This window comes from Kribbella sp. NPDC051718 (assembly GCF_040681515.1).
Classification (GTDB): Bacteria; Actinomycetota; Actinomycetes; order Propionibacteriales; family Kribbellaceae; genus Kribbella.
In genome coordinates this window covers 309883-328271 of record NZ_JBFAYZ010000006.1, presented here as the reverse complement: position 1 = coordinate 328271, position 18389 = coordinate 309883, and the positions used below count along the sequence as shown (strand labels likewise).

Sequence of the window (18389 nt, the reverse complement as noted above, 5' to 3'; positions counted from 1 at the left end):
CACCTCGGCGCCGGAAACGCGAGGTGACCCGGAGGTGAACAGCTGGTGACCAGTGAAGGTACCTCACGAAGATGAACAACCCAGAGAACGCGATTCGGTGCGGTAGGCCGGGGGAGTCAGAGGGCGCGGAGCAGGACCAGGCAACGGGGGGCTAGCGGTACGACGGCGCCGGCGGCGACCTCGGTCGCGCCGCTGGAGCTGGTGTCGAGGACCACCTCGTAGGCGGGGGCCCAGGAGGCGTCGGGGACTACGACGTCGCGGGTTTCGGCGGTGGCGTTGAGGGCCAGGAGGAACGAGTTGTCCACCGGAACGTTGCCGTCGGCATCGGTTCCGCGGATGGCGTCGCCGGCCAGGAACATACCGATGGTGCGGAGGTTTCCGTCGTGCCAGTCGGCTTCGGTCATCTCTCCGCCGTGCGGGGCGATCCAGGAGAGGTCCTTGCGGCCGCCGGGTACGACGGGCTGGCCGGAGAAGTAGTGCCATTGGCGCAAGGTCGGGTGGGCGGCTCGCAAGGCGAGAAGCTTCTTCGTCAAAGCGAAATGATCCGACCACACGCCAGGCAGCGACCAGTCGAACCACGAGGTCTCGTTGTCTTGGCAGTACGGATTGTTGTTGCCGTGCTGCGTCCGCCCGCATTCGTCGCCGGCCGTGATCATCGGTACGCCGGTCGACAGCACCAGCGTCGCCATCAGGTTCGCCATCTGCCGCTTGCGCAACGCGACGACGCCGGGATCGTCCGTCTCGCCTTCGAAGCCACAGTTCCAGGACCGGTTGTCGTCGGTGCCGTCGCGGTTGTCCTCGCGGTTGAGCTCGTTGTGCTTGTGGTCGTACGAGACCAGATCGCGCAGGGTGAACCCGTCGTGCGCGGTGATGAAGTTGATCGACGCGTACGGGTACCGCCCGTCGTCGCCGTACAGATCGCTCGACCCCGACAGCCGGTACGCGAGGTCCTGTACACCGTACGACGAAGTGCGCCAGATGTCGCGCACACTGTCGCGGTACTTCCCGTTCCACTCCGACCAAGGCGTCCCGAAGTTGCCCACCTGATAGCCGAAGTTCCCGACATCCCAAGGCTCCGAGATCAGCTTGACCCGCCCGAGCACCGGATCCGCGGCGACCTCCGCCAGGAACGGATGCCCGACCGTGTCGACCTCGTGCCGCTCGTTGCGGATCAGCGTCACCGCCAGGTCGAACCGGAACCCGTCGACGCCCATCTCCTCGACCCAGTACCGCAGCGAGTCCATCACCAGCCGGCGGACCTGCGGGTGCGACGTGTCGACCGAGTTGCCCGTCCCGGTCACGTCGTACATCGTGCCGCCCTGCGTCAGCCGGTAGTACGCGCGATTGTCGAGCCCGCGGAAGCTCAGCGTCGGCCCGTCGAAGCCGCCCTCGGCCGTGTGGTTGTAGACGACGTCGAGGATCACCTCGATCCCCGCCGCATGGAACGCGGCGACCATTGCCTTGAACTCGGCAACCTGCTCACCAAGCGACCCCGATGACGAGAACGGAGCATGCGGCGCGAAGTAGTTGAGCGTGTTGTAGCCCCAGTAGTTGGGCAACCCGCGCGCCGCGATCGCCGGCTCGGTCAGGAAGTGATGAATGGGCAGCAACTCAACGGAGGTGACGCCGAGGTCCACCAGATAGGAGATCACCGACGGGTGCGCGAGTCCGGCGTACGTCCCGCGCTTGTGCTCCGGTACGTCGGGATGCAGCTTGGTGAACCCCTTGGTATGGAGCTCGTAGATCACCGTCTCGGTCCACGGAACCGGCCTGCTGATCGGCGGCGGCGGCTCCGACGAAGCGACGACGACTCCAACCGGTACATGCCCGGCGGAGTCGCCCTCCGAGGAGTCGTAGATCAGCGGCGAGGCGAAGTCGAGCACCCCGTCGACCGCACGCGCATACGGATCGAGCAGCAGCTTGGCCGGGTTGAACCGGAGCCCGTGCGTCGGGTCAAACGGCCCGTGCACCCGATACCCGTACCGCTGCCCGTGGCCGACACCCGCGACGAACCCGGTCCAGTACTCACCCGCGTGCGCGAGGTCCAGATTGCGCTGGCTCCCGTCGGCGGAGAGCAGCGTCAGCTCGACCCGCTCGGCGGCCGGCGCCCAGACGCTGAAGGTCGTGCCATCGGACTGGACCACCGCGCCCAGCCGGAGGTCCGGATCGGGCGATGGGCCGAGCGCATTCGGGGCGGCGGTGGCTTCGGTCACCGGCACATTGTGCCCATGACAGGTCAAACGTGCTCGGGCGCGTCACAACTTGAGCGCAATAGTGTTGATAATGCGCGGAGTTGGGTAGTTGCGAGCATGGACACGCAATGATACAAACGTAGACACCGTTACTAATTTACCTGGCACGATGCAGGTCGGGTAACAGGTTGCCGGAGGAGACATCATGCGAATTCCATCTGTCCTGGCCGGGCTCACCCTGGCAGCGCTCGCCCTGGCCGGCTGTGGAGGCAACTCCGGCAGCGCGGGCGACGCGAAGGTCCCCGACGATCCGGCGAAGGTGAAGGGCGACCTCACCTACGCGATCTGGGACGTCAACCAGCAGCCCGCGATGCAGCAGATCGTCAAGGCGTTCAACCAGAAGTACCCGGACGTGAAGGTGTCGATCTCGCTGGCCACCTTCGACCAGTACTTCACCAAGCTCAAGACGCAGGGCTCGTCGAACAACCTGCCCGACGTGTTCTGGATGAACGGACCCAACTTCCAGCTGTTCGCGGCCAACAAGCAGCTCGCGACCCTCGACGGCCTGATCGGGGCCAAGCAGGTCGACCCGGCCAACTACCCCAAGGCGCTCGACGACCTCTACACGCTCGACGGCAAGCAGTACGGCGTACCGAAGGATTTCGACACGATCGCGCTTTGGTACAACAAGAAGCTCTTCGCCGACGCCAAGGTCGCCGCGCCGACCGCGGACTGGACCTGGAACGACTACAAGGCCGCCGCGGTGAAGCTCAAGGCGGCGCTCGGCTCCAAGGGCATCTGGGCCACCGGTGACAACCTCGGCAACCAGGCCGACTTCTATCCGGCGATGCTGAGCAACGGCGGCTACGTGATCAAGGACGGCAAGTCCGGGTACGGCGATCCGAAGTCGATCGAGGCGCTGCAGTTCTGGTCGGACATGGTCAAGGGCGGCTACACCCCGACCGCCGCGCAGAACGCCGAGACCAAGAGCCAGGACCGGTTCTTCGACGGCAAGGCCGCGATGATGTGGAACGGCAACTGGGTCGTCTCCGCCGCGCTCAAGTCGCCGTACAAGAACGACTTCACCGTGGTGCCGTTGCCGAAGGCTCCGAGCGGCGGCCGCAAGACGGTGATCCACGGCATCGCCAACGTGATGAGCGCCAAGACGAAGAACCCGGAGGCGGCAGCGGCGTTCCTGGCGTTCCTCGGTGGCAAGGACGCGGCGCTGATCCAGGCCAAGGCGGGCGCCGCCAACCCGGCGTACACGGGAACGCAGACGGACTTCGTCGACAGCGCGCCGCAGTACAACCTGAAGACCTACATCGAGGCCGCCGAGCAGTACTCCGAGCCGTACCCGGTCTCGAAGGACACCGGCGTCTGGAACCAGCTCGAGACCGACGACCTGATCGCGGCCTTCGGCGGCAACAAGCCGATGTCCGAGGTCGGCCCCCAGGTCGCGACCAAGATGGACGAGGCTTTGGGCAAGGAGAAGTGAACAAGGCCGACGGCAAGTGGCCGTGGGTCTTCGTGCTGCCGACCTTTCTGGGCGTGCTGGTCTTCTACCTGTGGCCGCTGGTCAAGACGCTCTACGACAGCTTCACCGAGACCGGGCCGTTCGGTGGCGCGACCTGGGTGGGCATCGCCAACTACAGCCAGCTGGTCGGTGACTCCCAGGTCTACCGGGCGATCGTCAACACCGTCGTCTACACGGCGATCGTGCTGCTCGGGATCCCGATCGCGGTGCTGTTCGCGAGCCTGCTGAACCGGCCGGGGCTGAAGGGCGCGATGGTCTATCGCACGCTCTTCTTCCTCCCGTACGTCGCGATGCCGACGGCGATCTCACTCGTCTGGCGGATCATCTACAACGGCGAGTACGGCGTACTGAACCAGGCGCTCGGTGCATTCGGGATCGACGGCCCGTCGTGGATCACCGAGCCGTGGTTCGCGCTGATCGCGGTCGCCTTGCTCGGGCTGTGGATGTCGATCGGGTTCAACCTGATCGTCTTGTCAGCCGGGTTGAAGGGCATTCCGGGCGAGCTGTACGAGGCCGCGTCACTGGATGGCGCGGGCAGGGGCCAGCAGTTCCGGGCGATCACCGTGCCGTTGCTGACGCCGTCGATCTTCTTCCTGTCGGTGATCACCACGATCGCCGGGTTCCAGCTGTTCGACCAGCTGTTCGCGTTGCTCGGGCCGACCAATCCGGTGATGCCCAAGACGCAGTCGCTGGTCTTCCTGTTCTACGACGCGGCGTTCGTCGGCAACGAACGCGGGTACGCCGCGGCGGTCGCAGTATTGATCCTGGCGGTGGTCGGGCTGCTGACCCTGTTCCAGTTCCGGCTTCAGCGCAGGTGGGTGAGCTATGACTAAGCGTGCGGATCAGCAGCGGCTGGGCAGCAATCGGCTCGCACACGTGGTGCTCGTCATCGGCAGCCTGGTGATGATGTTCCCGTTCCTGTGGCAGCTCAAGCTGGCGTTCTCCAGCAACGCCGAGATCCAGGCGGTACCGCCGAACCTGCTGCCGAAGGGGCTGGAGTGGAGCAACTTCACCGAGGTGTTCCAGCGGCTGCCGTTCCTGGACCAGTTCTGGGTCTCGGTCGCGGTCACTGCCGGCCGTACGGTCGGGCAACTCGTGTTGTGCTCGATGGCCGGCTACGCGTTCGCGCGGATGTCGTTCCGGTTCAAGGGGCTGATGCTCGCGCTGATCCTGTCGATCCTGATGGTGCCGAGCCAGGTGTACCTGATCCCGCAGTACCAGATCATCCAGCGGCTCGGCTGGCTGGACACCGTCCAGGGCATCATCGCGCCGGGTGTGTTCAGCGCGTTCGGCACCTTCCTGATGATGCAGTTCTTCCGGTCGATCCCGGTCGAGCTGGAGGAGGCCGCGCGCCTGGACGGCTGCAACCCGTGGCAGACCTTCTGGAAGGTCGTCCTGCCGGTCGCCAAACCCGGGCTGATCTCGCTGGCGATCATCACCGTGCTGGCCTCGTGGGCCGATCTGCTCTGGCCGCTGGTGGTCACCTCGTCGCCAGATGAGATGCCTCTTGCCGTGGGCCTGGCCACCCTGGCTGGATATCAGGGCAGCATCTCGCCAGGCGTGATGATGGCGGCGGCCCTGATGGCGATGTTGCCGATCCTGATCCTCTTCGTCGTACTGCAGCGTCGCGTCGTCGAAGGCATTGCTTTCTCCGGACTCAAGTAGAGGACATCCATGTCTGTTTCTGACCTCACGGTCGGGCTGATCGGCGCGGGCAACATCGCGCACGTTCACGTCTCGGCCTGGCAGGCGCTCGGCGCGCGGGTGCTCGTGCACTCGGCCGCCGGCGCCGAGGAACTCGCCGCGCGCTACGGATTGGAGCACGCCCCGACGCTGGACGGGCTGCTCGCCGAGGTGGACTTCGTCGACATCGTCACGCCGTCGGCGACGCACAAGGAGATCGCGCTGGCCGCGATCAAGGCCGGCCGCGACGTCATCTGTGAGAAGCCGCTCGCCCTGCGGGCCAGTGACGCGCACGAGCTGTCCGAGGCGGCGGCCGCTGCCGGCGTACGGATCTACCCGGCGCACGTGGTGCGGTACTTCCCGGAGTACGTCGCTGCGCACGAAGCAGTCGTCCAGGGGCGGATCGGCAAGGTGGCCGTCGCGCGCTTCTTCCGGCAGGCGTCGTCACCGGCCGGCGCCGGCTGGTACCGCGATGTCGCCCGCTCCGGCGGCGTCATCATGGACCTGATGGTGCACGACCTCGACCAGGCCCGCTGGCTGTGCGGCGAGGTGACCAGCGTGTACGCCGTACAGAGCCCGCCGAACGTGGACGGGATCAGCCCGGTCAATGTGGCGGCCCACGTGACGCTGACCCACGAGGGCGGCGCGATCAGTCACCTGCGCGCGACCTGGGGTGCCACCGGCACGCCTTTCAAGACCGGCTTCTCGATAGCGGGTTCCTCCGGGGTGCTCGAGTACACCTCCGACAAGGAGACCGGGTACGCCGAGGAACTGCAGGGCGAGGCCGTCGGGGGAGACCTGCTGATCCCGTCGTCGACTCTCTTCGAGAGCCCGTACCTGACTCAACTGCGCGAGTTGTCCACTGCACTCAAGGACGGCTCCACCCCGCGAGTTTTAGCTGCTGATGGCGCGGCGGCCGTCTACCTGGCCGAGGCCGCTCGCGAGTCGATGGCAACAGGTCGCACTGTCGACATGACTACCTTCAACCCGGCAGGAGTCGCCTGATGACCTTGAAGGTAGCGATCGCGTCCTTCGCCCACACCCATGCCTCGTCCTACGCGCACTTGCTTGGCTCCTTGCCCGATGTCGAGGTGCTGTCGTCGGATCCCGACGGTGCTGCCGCGCCCGACGCCGGTCCCCGGGGTGCCGAGTTCGCAGCCAAGCTGGGCGTCGCATACGTCGACTCCTACGACGAGTTGTTTGCCTGGGGCCCCGACGCGGTCGTGGTGACCTCGGAGAACGTGCTGCACCGCGGACTGGTGGAGCGGGCCGCCGCAGTGGGCGCACATGTGCTCTGCGAGAAGCCGCTGGCGACCGAGGTGGCCGACGGCGAGGCCATGCTGGCGGCTTGCGAGGCGGCCGGGGTGATCCTCATGACTGCTTACCCGGTGCGCTTCGCGCCGTCGTACGGGCGGTTGCGGGCATCCGTGGAGGCCGGCCGGCTCGGCGACGTGTTTGCGGTAGCAGGGACGAACAACGGGAAGATCCCGTACGCCCAGCGGCAGTGGTTCACTGACGCCGCGCTGGCCGGCGGGGGAGCGATGGTCGACCACACCGTGCACTGCGCCGATCTCATCGACGGGCTGACGGGTGGCTCGGAGGCTGTGCGGGTGCATGCCGTGGCCAACCACGTGCTGCACCAGGACAAGGGTGTGGCGGTCGAGACCGGCGGTCTCGTCACCATTACCTACGACAACGGGCTGCTGGCAACCATTGACTGCTCCTGGAGCGTGCCGGACAACGGGCCGACCTGGGGTGGCGTGACGCTGCAGGTGACGGGTACGAACGGCTCGGTGGAGATCGCGCCGTTCCAGTCGCATGTCGGCGGTACGGACGCCTCTGGCGAGGTCTTCCTCGCAGTGGGTGGCGACCTCGACTCGATGATGCTTGGGGAGTTCCTGAGCGCAGTACGCGCGTCCGGCAAAGCAGTGCCCGGTACTGCGCCCGCCGTGGTCCCACAGCCGGACGGCGCAGTCGGACTGCGCACCCTCCGCATCGTGGATGCTGCCCGCCGATCTGTAGCCGCCGGGCAGCCCGTCGACGTCTAGCCAGGGCTCCCGGTAGTACGAGTATTCCCACTGGTCCGGTACCGTGCCCGAGGATGTGACCCGCGGGTAGTGCTGAGACTGAGGAGCTGTGATGGGCGAGTTCGTCAACCTGACCGTGGCCGACGGGGTCGGCACGATCCGGCTGGACCGGCCGAAGATGAACGCGCTCAACGTGCAGGTCCAGGACGAGATCCGCGACGCCGCGCTGGCGGCGGCCGCGGACGACGCGGTGCGGTCTGTCGTGATCTACGGCGGCGAGCGGGTCTTCGCGGCCGGCGCGGACATCAAGGAGATGGCCGACATGTCGTACGCCGACATGGTCAAGCGCTCCGGTCCGCTGCAGGCCGCGCTGTCCGCCGTCGCCGCGATCCCGAAGCCGACCGTCGCGGCGATCACCGGCTACGCGCTCGGCGGTGGCTGCGAGCTGGCCCTGTGCGCGGACTACCGGATCGCTGCGGATGACGCCAAGCTCGGCCAGCCCGAGGTCCTGCTCGGGGTCATCCCCGGCGCCGGTGGTACCCAGCGACTGTCGCGGCTGATCGGGCCGTCCAAGGCCAAGGACATCATCTTCAGCGGCCGGTTCGTGGACGCAGCCGAGTCGCTGCAGATCGGGTTGGTCGACAAGGTCGTACCGGCTGCTGAGGTGTATGACGCGGCCGTCGCCTGGGCGTCGCAGTTCTCCAAGGCAGCCTCGCTGGCATTGCGGGCGGCCAAGGAGGCGATCGACGCCGGGCTCGGGGTCGATCTGCACACCGGGCTGGAGATCGAGCGGCAGCAGTTCGCGGCGTTGTTCGCCACCGAGGACCGCACGATCGGGATGAAGTCTTTTGTCGAGAACGGCCCCGGCAAGGCCGAGTTCAAGGGAATCTGAATGACCACGTCTGCTTCTAAGCCCGCCGCCACTGCCGAAGAGGTCGAGGCCGCGTGGAACGACAACAAGCTTGCCCAGGTGCTCTACCACGACTGGGAAGCGTCGACCTATGACGAGAAGTGGTCGATCTCGTACGACGAACGCTGCGTCGACTACGCCCGGGACCGGTTCACCGACGTCGCCGGGTCCGACGGCTGGCCGTACGGCAAGTCGCTCGAGATCGGCGCGGGTACGGGCTTCTTCACGCTGAACCTGAAGCTGGCCGGCGTCCTGGCCGAGGCGCACGTCACCGACCTGTCGCCGGGCATGGTCGAGGCGGCCAAGCGCAACGCGGACACGCTCGGCTTCGCGATCGAGGGCAAGGTCGCGGACGCGGAGAAGTTGCCGTACGACGACGACACCTTCGACCTGGTGATCGGGCATGCGGTGATCCACCACATCCCGGATGTCGAGCTGGCGTTCCGCGAGATGCTGCGGGTGCTCAAGCCGGGCGGCCGCTTCGTCATCTGCGGCGAGCCCACCCGGTACGGCGACTTCGTGGCGCGGCGGCTGTCGCGGTTCACCTGGTGGGCGACCACGAAGGTGACCAAGCTGCCGGCGTTGTCGCACTGGCGCCGGCCGCAGTCGGAGCTGGACGAGTCGTCGCGGGCGGCTGCGTTGGAGGCCGTCGTCGATCTCCACACGTTCGACCCGGACACGCTGGCCCGGATGGCGTCGCGCGCCGGGGCTGTCGACGTACGGACGGTGACGGAGGAGTTGCTGGCGGCATGGGTCGGGTGGCCGATTCGGACGTTCGAGGCCGCAGTACCGGAGGAGAAGCTCGGGTTCGGGTGGCGGATGTTCGCGTACAAGTCCTGGCTGCAGCTGTCGAAAGTCGACAAGGTTCTGTCTCAGGTCGTACCCGATGAGCTCTACTACAACGTGTCCATCACGGGAGTCGCTCAGTAGCCGTGTACATACTGGACGGATGCGGTTGCTGACGGCGGCGAATCTGCGCTGGGTGGTGCGCCACCGGGCGTGGACGCCGTACTACCTGAAGCGCTACTGGCGCTTCGGCTGGTTCAAGCTGCGGCACCCGCACGTCGTCACCGAGGGATTCGTCTTCCTCGGCAAGAAACTCGAGATCGTCGCGCGGCCCGGGCATGGCCGGCTGATCCTCGGGCAATGGGTGCATCTGGGTGACGAGACGCGGCTGCGTGCCCATGAGGGCACGCTGCGGGTCGGCGACAAGGTGGTCTTCGCCCGCGACGTGACGGTCAACTGCTACCTGGACATCGAGATCGGCGCGTCGACGTTGATCGCCGACGGCACCTACATCTGCGACTTCGACCACAAGACCGAGGACCTCGACCTTCCGATCAAGGACCAGGGTCTGGTCAAGTCGCCGGTCCGGATCGGCCCCGACTGCTGGCTGGCCACCAAGGTCACCGTCACCCGCGGCGCCGATATCGGCCGCGGGGTGGTGATCGGCGCCAACAGTGTTGCCCGAGGCAACATTCCGGCGTACTCCGTGGCCGTCGGCGTGCCCGCTGTCGTGGTCCGCGACCGGGTGACCCGCTACGAAGCCGACACCACCCGCCGCGCCTATCTTGCCGACCTGGCCCGCTCCAACGCCGAAACCACCGCCCGCCTCCGGGCCGGCGAGTTGCCGACCGCCGCCGAGGCACCTCCGGCTGAAGAACCTCCGACCGAAGAAAAAGCAACCGGCGACACACCGATGGGTTACGAGCCGCGAACAACTGGTGATAAGGCAGATATGACCAGGGGGTTCTCAAGTTACTCGCCAGTCGTGCACTATGTCCCGGAAGTAGCCGAAGAGGAGACGCAGCGTGGCTGAGCAGGCGGACAAGGGGTCCATCCTGGACCAGGCGGCCGCCGACGGCTCGATCACCGACGCGCGGCACCGGGCGGTCGATCCGGTGCCGATCGTGGTGGCGGATGTGACGGACGGTGCGGATCTGGCTACGTTGGAGTCAGCGGACGGCGTGCCGTCCGCACCGATCTGGAGGGTGCGGCGCAAACTGTCGCCGCGCCCGGTACCGGGCAACCGACGCAGGAAACCGCCGGTCCCGGCACCGGTGACGGACGAGGAACCGATCCCGGCTGAGGAGATGGACGACGTGGGTACTCAACCCGACAAGGCGGCGAAGACCGCCGATGCCGAGAAGGCGGTGACACCGGACGTGAAGGCTGAGGAGACTCCCGCGGCGGTGCCGTCCGCCGAGGCGTCCACAGGTGGGCGCGGGGCGACCGCGACCGCGACGAAGCCCGCGAAACCGAAGACGGCGGCCGAGATCGTCGCCGAACAGAAGGCCCGCGAGAAGGCGGCGGCCGAGTCGCCTCAGGACGATACGGCGGTGACGAAGCCGGTCACCCGGCAACCTGCCGCGCCGAGCGCTGCCGCAGTACCGGGCACGACCACTCCCAAGACCGCTGCGAAGCCTGTTGCCGCGGCTGCCGCGAAGAAGACCGCATCGTCTTCCCCGGGCTCGGGCAAGGCCGCGTTGTCCGCGGTCGGTTCGGGCGTCAGGCGCTTCCGGAACCTGCTGGCCTCGCTGGTCTGGCTGATCGCCGTCATCGCGGCCGCAGTGCTTGCCCTGGGCGCGCTCTTCACCGCGCTCGACCAGGCCAACCAGAGCAACGAGATCGTGAAGTGGGTGCTGGAGCGCGGACACGACCTGGTGGGCCCGTTCAAGGACCTCTTCCGGCTCGAGACGGCGAAGAACACGCTGCTCGTCAACTGGGGGATCGCGGCGCTCGTCTACCTGATCATCGGCAAGATCGCCGAACGCTTCATCCGCCCTTAGCTGCTAGCTGGTCCGGGGCCGGGCGACGACGATGAGGTCGAGACTGTCGTCGAGGTCGCCCGCCCGGATCACAAAGTCCTCGTACCTTGTGTCCTTGACGAGTTGGGTCAGCTCGGCCGGCCACTGCGCGTGCTCCGACGCCAGTTGGGCATCGACGCAGGAGCCGTTGGCCTGCTCCCATGCGGTCAGCTTCTCGCCGTGCCAGAGGCCGAGCGTCTCGACGATCTCCAGGTCCGCTTCGACCAGCTCGACGAACTCCGGGCCGGTGAGTTCCCTGGTGTGGTACCAGTTGCCGCTCGGGAAGGTCAGCCGGTTCGGAGTACTCAGCACGATCGTGGCGCCGGGCGCGGTGATCCGCGCGCACTCGGTGATGAAGCGCGGCTGCTCCCACAGGTGCTCGATCGTCTGCAGCGACACGAGCAGTTCGAAGGCCGCGTCGGCGAAGGCCGTCCGGACGAGATTGCCCTGCACCAGATTGACTTGTGGATAAGCCTTCGCGACGTGGCGAAGCGTCGTACCTTCATAGTCGAGACCGAACACCTGCCTGGCGCCGGCCCGGTGCAGCAGATCCGCGCCGTACCCCTCGCCGCAGCCGGCGTCGAGGACGCGGCGGGTCTCGGAAGTCAGCCAATTCGCCGTGATCCAGCGATAGGCAGCCTCATGGCGCGCGAACCAGTAGTTCTCATGCCAGATCCCGGGGGCTGTTCTCTCACCGGTGAGCGGTAACGTCTCGGTCACCAGGTGACTGTAACTGTGATGGGACTCGCACGCGTCATATGTTTCTCGCGAGTAACATCCGTGGCAGGCTGGGAGAGACCGTTAACCAGAAGGGGTCCAACACGCTATGAAGATCGTCGTCTGCGCGAAGTTCGTGCCGGATGCCACTGCGGACCGCCGCTTCCGCTCCGAGGACAACACGGTGGATCGCGCCGGAGTCGACGGGCTGCTGTCCGAACTGGACGAGTACGCCGTCGAGACCGCGCTGACTGTGAAGGAAGCCGGGGATGGTGAGGTGACCATTCTCACGGTCGGGCCGGAGCAAGCCGCGGACGCCATCAAGAAGGGCCTCCAGATGGGCGCCGACGCCGGCGTCCACGTGAACGACGACGGCATCCACGGCTCCGACGCCGTGGCCACCTCGCTGATCCTGGCCAAGGCGCTGGGCAAGCTCGAGGCCGACCTGGTCGTCTTCGGGATGGCCTCCACCGACGGCTCGATGGGCGTCGTGCCGGCGATGGTGTCCGAGCGGCTCGGGCTGCCCGGCGTCACGCTCGGCTCCTCGGTCACCGTCGACGGTGACAAGGTGACGATCCGCCGGGACGGTGACACCGCCAGCGACACCATCGAGGGCACGCTGCCGCTCGTACTGTCCGTGTCGGACCAGTCCGGCGAGCCGCGGTACCCGTCGTTCAAGGGCATCATGGCCGCGAAGAAGAAGCCGGTCGAGACCTGGTCGCTGGCCGACCTGGAGATCTCGCCCGACCAGGTCGGCGCCTCCTCGGCGTGGACCGAGGTCACCGAGGTGACCGCCCGCCCGCCGCGTTCGGCCGGCACGATCGTCACCGACGAGGACGGCAGCGGCGCTGCCCAGCTCGTCGAGTTCCTGTCCACCAACAAGTTCCTCTGAGGGGCGAGCAATTCATGTCGAACGTACTCGTTCTCGTTGACCACACCGGTGGCAAGGTCCGCAAGACGACCGCTGAGCTGCTGACCATCGCGCGCCGGCTCGGCGAGCCGGTCGCCGTCTTCATCGGCGACAACGTGCAGGACGCACTGCCCGCGCTCGGCCAGTACGGCGCGACCAAGGTGATCGCGCTGACCGACCCCGAACTGACGCAGTACCTGGTGGCCCCGAAGGCCGAGGCGCTGCAGCAGGTCGCGGCCAAGATCGAGCCCAGCGCGATCCTGATCTCCTCGAACTCGGAGGGCAAGGAGATCGCCGCCCGGCTGGCGGTCAAGCTCGACTCCGGCCTGATCACCGACGCCGTCGACGTGCAGGAGGGCCCGGTCACCACGCAGTCGGTGTTCGCCGGCAACTACTCGGTCAAGGCCAAGGTCACCCACGGCACGCCGATCATCACGGTCAAGCCGAACGCGGCGACCCCTGAAGCGGCCGAGACCTCGCCGGAGGTGGAGGAGTTCGACGTCACGATCTCCGACGCCGCCAAGACGGCCCGCATCACCGACTCCAAGCCCCGCGAGGCCACTGGCCGCCCGGAGCTCACCGAGGCCGCCATCATCGTCTCCGGTGGCCGCGGCACCGGCGGTGACTTCAGCCCCATCGAAGCCTTCGCTGACTCGCTGGGCGCTGCAGTGGGTGCTTCCCGTGCGGCAGTCGACTCGGGTTGGTACCCGCACGCCTACCAGGTCGGCCAGACCGGCAAGACGGTTTCGCCGCAGCTCTACATCGCCGCGGGCATCTCCGGTGCCATCCAGCACCGGGCCGGCATGCAGACCTCGAAGACCATCGTCGCCATCAACAAGGACGAGGAAGCCCCCATCTTCGAGCTGGTCGACTTCGGCGTAGTAGGCGACCTCCACAAGGTCCTCCCCGCCACCACCGAAGAGGTCACCAAGCGCAAGTCCTGAACGATCTGAAGTAATTCCGACGCCCGGTCCGCTCCTGCCTGACCGGGCGTCGGTGCGTCTAGTGCAGGTCGGGCCGGCTAGTACGGGTCGGCCCGGCTAGTACAGGTCGGAGCGGGGTAGTGCGTGGGTGACCGAGCGGGTTAGCCAGTCGGTGTACTGGTCGGAGGACCAGTGGCGGTTCGGTTGTTGGGTTAGAGGCCGACGTCGGCTGGGTGGTAGGTGGGGATGCGGCGGGCTTGGGACTCTTGTTCGTAGGCGTGGGCCAGGCGGAGGAGTACTGGCTCCGACCAGGCTGGGCCGATGAAGGTGAGGCCGATGGGAAGGCCGAAGGCGAAGCCGGCTGGGACGCTGATGGCTGGGTAGCCGGCCAGGGCGGCGGGGGTTGAGCTGCCACCCAAGTAGTTGTCGCCGTTGATGAGGTCGATCTTGCCCGGGGGTGCGCTGGTCGGCATCACGAGGGCGTCGAGTCGGTGTTGGCGTAGTACGGCGTCGATGCCTTCGGTGCGGGACAGTCGATGGTTGGTGGCCAGAGCCGCGCGGTACTCCGCTTCGGAGAAGTCGAGTGCCTGGATGGCTTCCAGCCCGTCCTGGCGCACATAGAGCAGCTCGCGGTCGCTGTGCTCGCGGTTGAAGGCGATCAGCTCGGACAGGCTGCGCGGATGGTCGCCGGGAGTCGTGGACAGGTACCGGTTGAGTGCTCGCTTGGCCTCGTACGCCTGCACGACGATCGAGGTCTCGGTGTCCTCAAGCTGCCGCGCGGTCGGGACATCGGCCGGGTCGACCACTGTCGCCCCGGCCTTCCGCATCACCTCGATCGCCTGCTCGGCGATCTCGTCGGCATGACTGCTGTACCCGAAGTACACCTGACGCGGTACGCCGATTCGCGCGCCCCGCAGCCCGTCGGCGACGAGGAACCGTGTGTAGTCGAGGTGGAAGTGCCCGCGACTGGCCAAGGTAGCCGGATCCCGCTCGTCCACTCCGACCAACGTGCCGAGCACGATCGCGGCGTCGCGGACTGTCCGGGCGATCGGGCCGACGCTGTCCTGGCTCGGTACTCCCTGGATCATGCCCGCGCGGCTGATCAGCCCCACGGTCGGTTTCACGCCCACGACCGAGTTGGCCGCGGCCGGGTCGACGATCGAGCCGTTCGTCTCGGTACCGATCCCTACGACGCAAAGGTTTGCGGCGGCCGCTACCGCCGTACCGGAGCTGGATTCGCTCGGTGAGCGGTCGAGCTTGTATGGGTTGCGCGTCTGGCCGCCGCGGGCGCTCCAGCCAGGGTGATGGGTGATGGAGATGCCGCCGGCCCATTCGCTCAGGTTCGTCTTGCCGAGCAGCACCGCACCGGCCGCACGTAGCTTCGCCGCCAGGCTCGAGTCCACTGTCGGGCGCCCGCCTTCCAAGGCGAGAGAGCCAGCCGTGGTGTGCATCCGGTCCGCCGTGTCGAAGAGATCCTTCACCAGCACGGGCAATCCATGAAGGGGACCGCGAACCCCACGAGTACGCCGCTCAGCGTCCAGCCGCCGCGCTTCTCGCATCGCGTCCGGATTGACCTCGATGACCGCCCGCAGCCCTGGCCCACGCCGATCGATCCTGTCGATCCGTTCGAGGTAGTACCGAGTCAACTCCTCAGCAGAGACCAGCCGCGCCGCCATCTGGCGAGCAAGCTCGCTGACCTCCGGCCCATCCGCCTCCGCCGCCGCGCCCTGCATCGCCGGGCTCGGTGCCACCCCGCTCTGCGTCACCGCGCTGCCGGCTGCCGCGTTCGTTGCGGATGTCAGCCAGGGGGCCGTTGCGGCGGCCACGCCCATTGCCAGTACTCCGCGTCGCCCGGGCGTGCTTCGGTCATGCCTCATATCCCACCTCTGCAGGGTCGTCGAGATCCACTCCCACCAGCACATCGTCCGGCCGCGCGCTCGGACATCACCTGCCCACTACCGCCGAGGTAGAGCCGGCGCTACTTGGCGTTGGATGTGAGGTGAGTCACAAGAGTCGTGCGGGCCGGAGGCGGCCCGTGGTGGGGTCGAGGGAATGGTCGAACTCGGCGAAGGGGCGCGGGATGGCGAATGCGGATACGGGTGCTGGCGTGGAGTTGCCGGGGCAGGAAGCCCTTGAGTTGATCGAGTTTTGTGGAGTTGGTGCGCGGGATTGCGAGGAGATGCTGGCGGCTCGGCCGGATCCTGAGGCTGACCCGGAATGGTGGGCGGTGACGACTGCTCTGGCGGGGAGTGTCGAGCGGGAGATGGAGAAGCCGGTTCCGTCGACTGGGTTCGAGGCTTGGCCGGCGGTGCCGATGGAGTCGTCGGCGGTGGGGTTGTTTGCTGGTGCTTGGGCGTTGCTGGCCTGCGTTCCCCGGTTGGTTGAGGTGCATGCGCGGCGTGGGGTGCCGGAGGCGGTGACGAGGGCTACCGTGTCGGCGCTCGGCGGGGTGATGAGTACGCATCGGCAGATCTTCGGCCGGGCCGGAGTGGGGCTGATTCCGTTGTGGAGTCCGCCGTTGCGGTTCCGGGGGACGGATTTCGAGATCGGGCGGCATGCGTTCACGCGTGCTCAGTTGGGGATCGGCGACGGCGTTTCAGGGCACGTACTGATGATGCACATCCCGCCGACCGGGCGGCTCGATGCGCAAGCGTCCGAGGAGTCGGTTGCCGAGGCGACCCGGTTGTTCGAGCGGTGCTATCCCGAGGAGCCGGTCGCTGCGTTCGTCTGCCACTCGTGGCTTCTCGATCCGGATCTCGCGAAGTACCTGTCCGCGGACTCCAACATCATCCGATTCCAGCGACGCTTCGATCTGCTCCCGTTGCTGCCGATGAAGGACCCGAGCGAGGGCGACCGCGAGATGATGCGCCTCGGCCTGCATCTTTCGGTACCCGACGATGGTCCGCTCACGGATGACGACCTCGCTCGAGTGCCGCAGGAGACCTCGCTGCAGCGGGCGTTCGTGGCGCACCTACGGTCCGGCGAGCACTGGCAACTACGAACCGGCATCCTCCGCAAGGCGAGTTGACGCAGCTCCCCGGGAAGGGCGGGGTGGGTTGACGACGCGGAGTTGGAGCATTGCGGCGAAGCGGGCTTCGGGGTCGTCCAGGTCGAGGGCGCCGACTTCGGCGAGGCGGCGGAGGCGGTAGCGGAAGGTGTTGGGGTGGACGTAGACGGCGCCGGCCGCGGCGATCACGTCGCCGAAGGCGTCCAGCCAGGCTCGCAGGGTTTCGACGAGGTTGGTGTTGTGCTCGCGGTCATACGCGACGAGGCGAGCGATCGGTCCGGTCGGCTGGTCGCCGCGGGATTCGATGAGGTCTCGCAATTCGAGCAGGAGTGATTCGACGTGGACGTCGGCCAGCCGGGCGACACGTTGGGAGCCGCGGGCTGTTCGGAGTACACGCAGAGCTCGGTCGGCGCCGGCGCGGGCGTGGGGGAGACGGGCGGTTTCGCCGACGACCGGTCCGACCCCGATCGTCGCGGTGACGCGTTCGCCGATCCGGTCGAGGAAGTCCTTGGCGATCCGTACTGCGTTCTCCTCGCCATCCGAGCGATCGGCGCGGACCGGCATCAACCCATAGGCGATGTCGCCGACCAGCGCGGCGGCCGAACGTGGGTGGACGGCACCGAGATGCATCGCGAACGCATCAGCCAGACGCTGCCGCTCGGTCGTCAACCCGGCCTCCCCGACCAGCGAGTCGGAGACAGGTACAGCTAGGGCCAGTACTACGACAGGCTGGTCGGCCAGGCCCAGGCGGTCGAGCGCATCGCGGGCTCCGGCGCCGCCTTCGAGCGCAGTACTGACCAAGTCGGTGCGAAGCCGGCGCTCGACGTCCGCGCCGGCGCGGATGCGGAGCATGTGGAGGGCGACGAGCTTGGCCGCGTCGCAGAGTGCCTGCGTGCGTTCCTCACTCAGTGGGTCGCGGACGGCGGCCCAGATGGAGCCGAGGATCTCGTCACCGGCGCGGACGGCGACGGCGACGCGGGGGAGGGTGATTTCGCCTTTGGTGACAGGCATCGGGGGGATGTAGACCGGTTGATCGGTTCGGTACAGATCCCGGAAGACGCCTCGCTCGTTGAGGAGGCGGGAGTACCGCTGCGGGACCTGGCGGCCGAGGACGGTCTCGACCCGGGCGGGGTCGGCTTCGTCCTGCCGGTTGGAGAAGGCGAGGACGCGGGAGCTGCGGTCCTCGATGGTGATCGGCGCGTCGAGCAGGGCAGCGGCCGCGTTGGCGAGGGCGAAGAGGTCGCCGGAGGGCATACCGCCGAGGGTTTCCGGCTCGGCCACTCCGACGTCGCCCTCGGCGAGCAGGGATCTGAGGAGTACTGCGAGTTGGTCCCAGGAAGCGCCTCGGGTGAGGCCGAGCAAGGCGACGCCGGACTCGGTGACCGCGTTGGTGATCGTCTCGTCCGGGGTGATCGGAGCGCGGACGACGAGCCCGGCAGCTTGCTGGCGGCCGAGGTCGCGCAGTACCCAGGCGATGACCGAAGGCTCCTGGAGGCCGACGCCGAGCACGAGCGCATGCCGGGGGAGCATTGGTTCATCGAGCGGGTCGTGGATGACGACGCCACCGATCTCGGCCGGCTGGTCAGGATCGCCGTGGACGAGTTCGAGCAGGGTGGCGCCCAGGTCGTCGAGAACCCGCCCGAGACTCGCTCGCGGTCGATTCGTCACGGAAGGCAGCA

The 18389-nt window shown here is 67.4% G+C and carries 16 protein-coding genes; 12 read left to right on the top strand and 4 right to left on the bottom strand.

All coding sequences use genetic code 11. From position 1 onward, the window contains the following. Positions 1 to 116: 116 nt before the first annotated feature. On the bottom strand, positions 117 to 2213 hold the full coding sequence (gene glgX, locus AB0M15_RS24140) for a glycogen debranching protein GlgX (RefSeq protein ID WP_363823196.1): 2097 nt from the start codon (positions 2211 to 2213) through the stop codon (positions 117 to 119). A gap of 184 nt (positions 2214 to 2397) precedes the next feature. Between glgX and AB0M15_RS24135 the strand changes: the two genes are divergently transcribed. The 9 genes from AB0M15_RS24135 (at position 2398) to AB0M15_RS24095 (ending at position 11135) form a co-directional block, all read left to right on the top strand. Further along, entirely contained in the window at positions 2398 to 3687 is a 1290-nt protein-coding gene (locus AB0M15_RS24135; RefSeq protein ID WP_363823194.1) for a sugar ABC transporter substrate-binding protein, read from the top strand. Beyond that, positions 3684 to 4559 carry a sugar ABC transporter permease gene (locus tag AB0M15_RS24130; protein WP_363823191.1) on the top strand — a complete coding sequence of 292 codons (876 nt, stop codon included), beginning with the start codon at positions 3684 to 3686 and terminating at the stop codon, positions 4557 to 4559. The genes AB0M15_RS24135 and AB0M15_RS24130 overlap by 4 nt, the downstream gene beginning before the upstream one ends. Beyond that, positions 4552 to 5391 (top strand): carbohydrate ABC transporter permease, encoded by an 840-nt coding sequence (locus tag AB0M15_RS24125; protein ID WP_363823188.1) that lies wholly within the window; start codon positions 4552 to 4554, stop codon positions 5389 to 5391. Before AB0M15_RS24130 ends, AB0M15_RS24125 begins: the two co-directional genes overlap by 8 nt. 9 nt (positions 5392 to 5400) lie before the next feature. After that, entirely contained in the window at positions 5401 to 6414 is a 1014-nt protein-coding gene (locus AB0M15_RS24120) for a Gfo/Idh/MocA family oxidoreductase (RefSeq protein WP_363823185.1), read from the top strand. Further along, complete coding sequence (locus AB0M15_RS24115; protein WP_363823183.1) at positions 6414 to 7457, top strand: Gfo/Idh/MocA family oxidoreductase; 1044 nt, start codon at positions 6414 to 6416, stop codon at positions 7455 to 7457. The genes AB0M15_RS24120 and AB0M15_RS24115 overlap by 1 nt, the downstream gene beginning before the upstream one ends. A gap of 91 nt (positions 7458 to 7548) precedes the next feature. Then, a complete protein-coding gene (locus AB0M15_RS24110; protein WP_363823181.1) occupies positions 7549 to 8328 on the top strand; it encodes an enoyl-CoA hydratase-related protein in 780 nt (259 codons plus the stop codon). Further along, positions 8329 to 9276, top strand: a complete 948-nt coding sequence (locus tag AB0M15_RS24105; RefSeq protein ID WP_363823178.1) for a methyltransferase domain-containing protein — start codon at positions 8329 to 8331, stop codon at positions 9274 to 9276. It begins immediately after the preceding gene. Between the two features lie 19 nt (positions 9277 to 9295). Further along, positions 9296 to 10165 carry an acyltransferase gene (locus tag AB0M15_RS24100; protein ID WP_363823174.1) on the top strand — a complete coding sequence of 290 codons (870 nt, stop codon included), beginning with the start codon at positions 9296 to 9298 and terminating at the stop codon, positions 10163 to 10165. Next, a complete protein-coding gene (locus tag AB0M15_RS24095) occupies positions 10158 to 11135 on the top strand; it encodes a hypothetical protein (protein WP_363823171.1) in 978 nt (325 codons plus the stop codon). The genes AB0M15_RS24100 and AB0M15_RS24095 overlap by 8 nt, the downstream gene beginning before the upstream one ends. Before the next feature lie 3 nt (positions 11136 to 11138). Here AB0M15_RS24095 and AB0M15_RS24090 read toward each other — a convergent pair whose 3' ends face one another. Next, positions 11139 to 11873 (bottom strand): class I SAM-dependent methyltransferase, encoded by a 735-nt coding sequence (locus tag AB0M15_RS24090; protein ID WP_363823168.1) that lies wholly within the window; start codon positions 11871 to 11873, stop codon positions 11139 to 11141. 106 nt (positions 11874 to 11979) lie between these two features. Between AB0M15_RS24090 and AB0M15_RS24085 the strand changes: the two genes are divergently transcribed. Continuing rightward, complete coding sequence (locus tag AB0M15_RS24085) at positions 11980 to 12762, top strand: electron transfer flavoprotein subunit beta/FixA family protein (protein ID WP_363823165.1); 783 nt, start codon at positions 11980 to 11982, stop codon at positions 12760 to 12762. A gap of 14 nt (positions 12763 to 12776) precedes the next feature. Continuing rightward, entirely contained in the window at positions 12777 to 13724 is a 948-nt protein-coding gene (locus tag AB0M15_RS24080) for an electron transfer flavoprotein subunit alpha/FixB family protein (protein ID WP_363823162.1), read from the top strand. Positions 13725 to 13915: 191 nt separating this feature from the next. On the opposite strand, the gene AB0M15_RS24075 is transcribed toward AB0M15_RS24080, so the two are convergent. After that, a complete protein-coding gene (locus AB0M15_RS24075; RefSeq protein ID WP_363823159.1) occupies positions 13916 to 15580 on the bottom strand; it encodes an amidase in 1665 nt (554 codons plus the stop codon). 203 nt (positions 15581 to 15783) lie between these two features. Between AB0M15_RS24075 and AB0M15_RS24070 the strand changes: the two genes are divergently transcribed. Beyond that, on the top strand, positions 15784 to 16731 hold the full coding sequence (locus AB0M15_RS24070) for an acyltransferase domain-containing protein (RefSeq protein WP_363823156.1): 948 nt from the start codon (positions 15784 to 15786) through the stop codon (positions 16729 to 16731). Here the strand turns inward: AB0M15_RS24070 and AB0M15_RS24065 are convergent. Beyond that, positions 16699 to 18378, bottom strand: coding sequence for a helix-turn-helix domain-containing protein (locus AB0M15_RS24065; RefSeq protein WP_363823151.1), 1680 nt, complete (start codon positions 18376 to 18378; stop codon positions 16699 to 16701). The genes AB0M15_RS24070 and AB0M15_RS24065 overlap by 33 nt on opposite strands. Between the last annotated feature and the right edge of the window lie 11 nt (positions 18379 to 18389).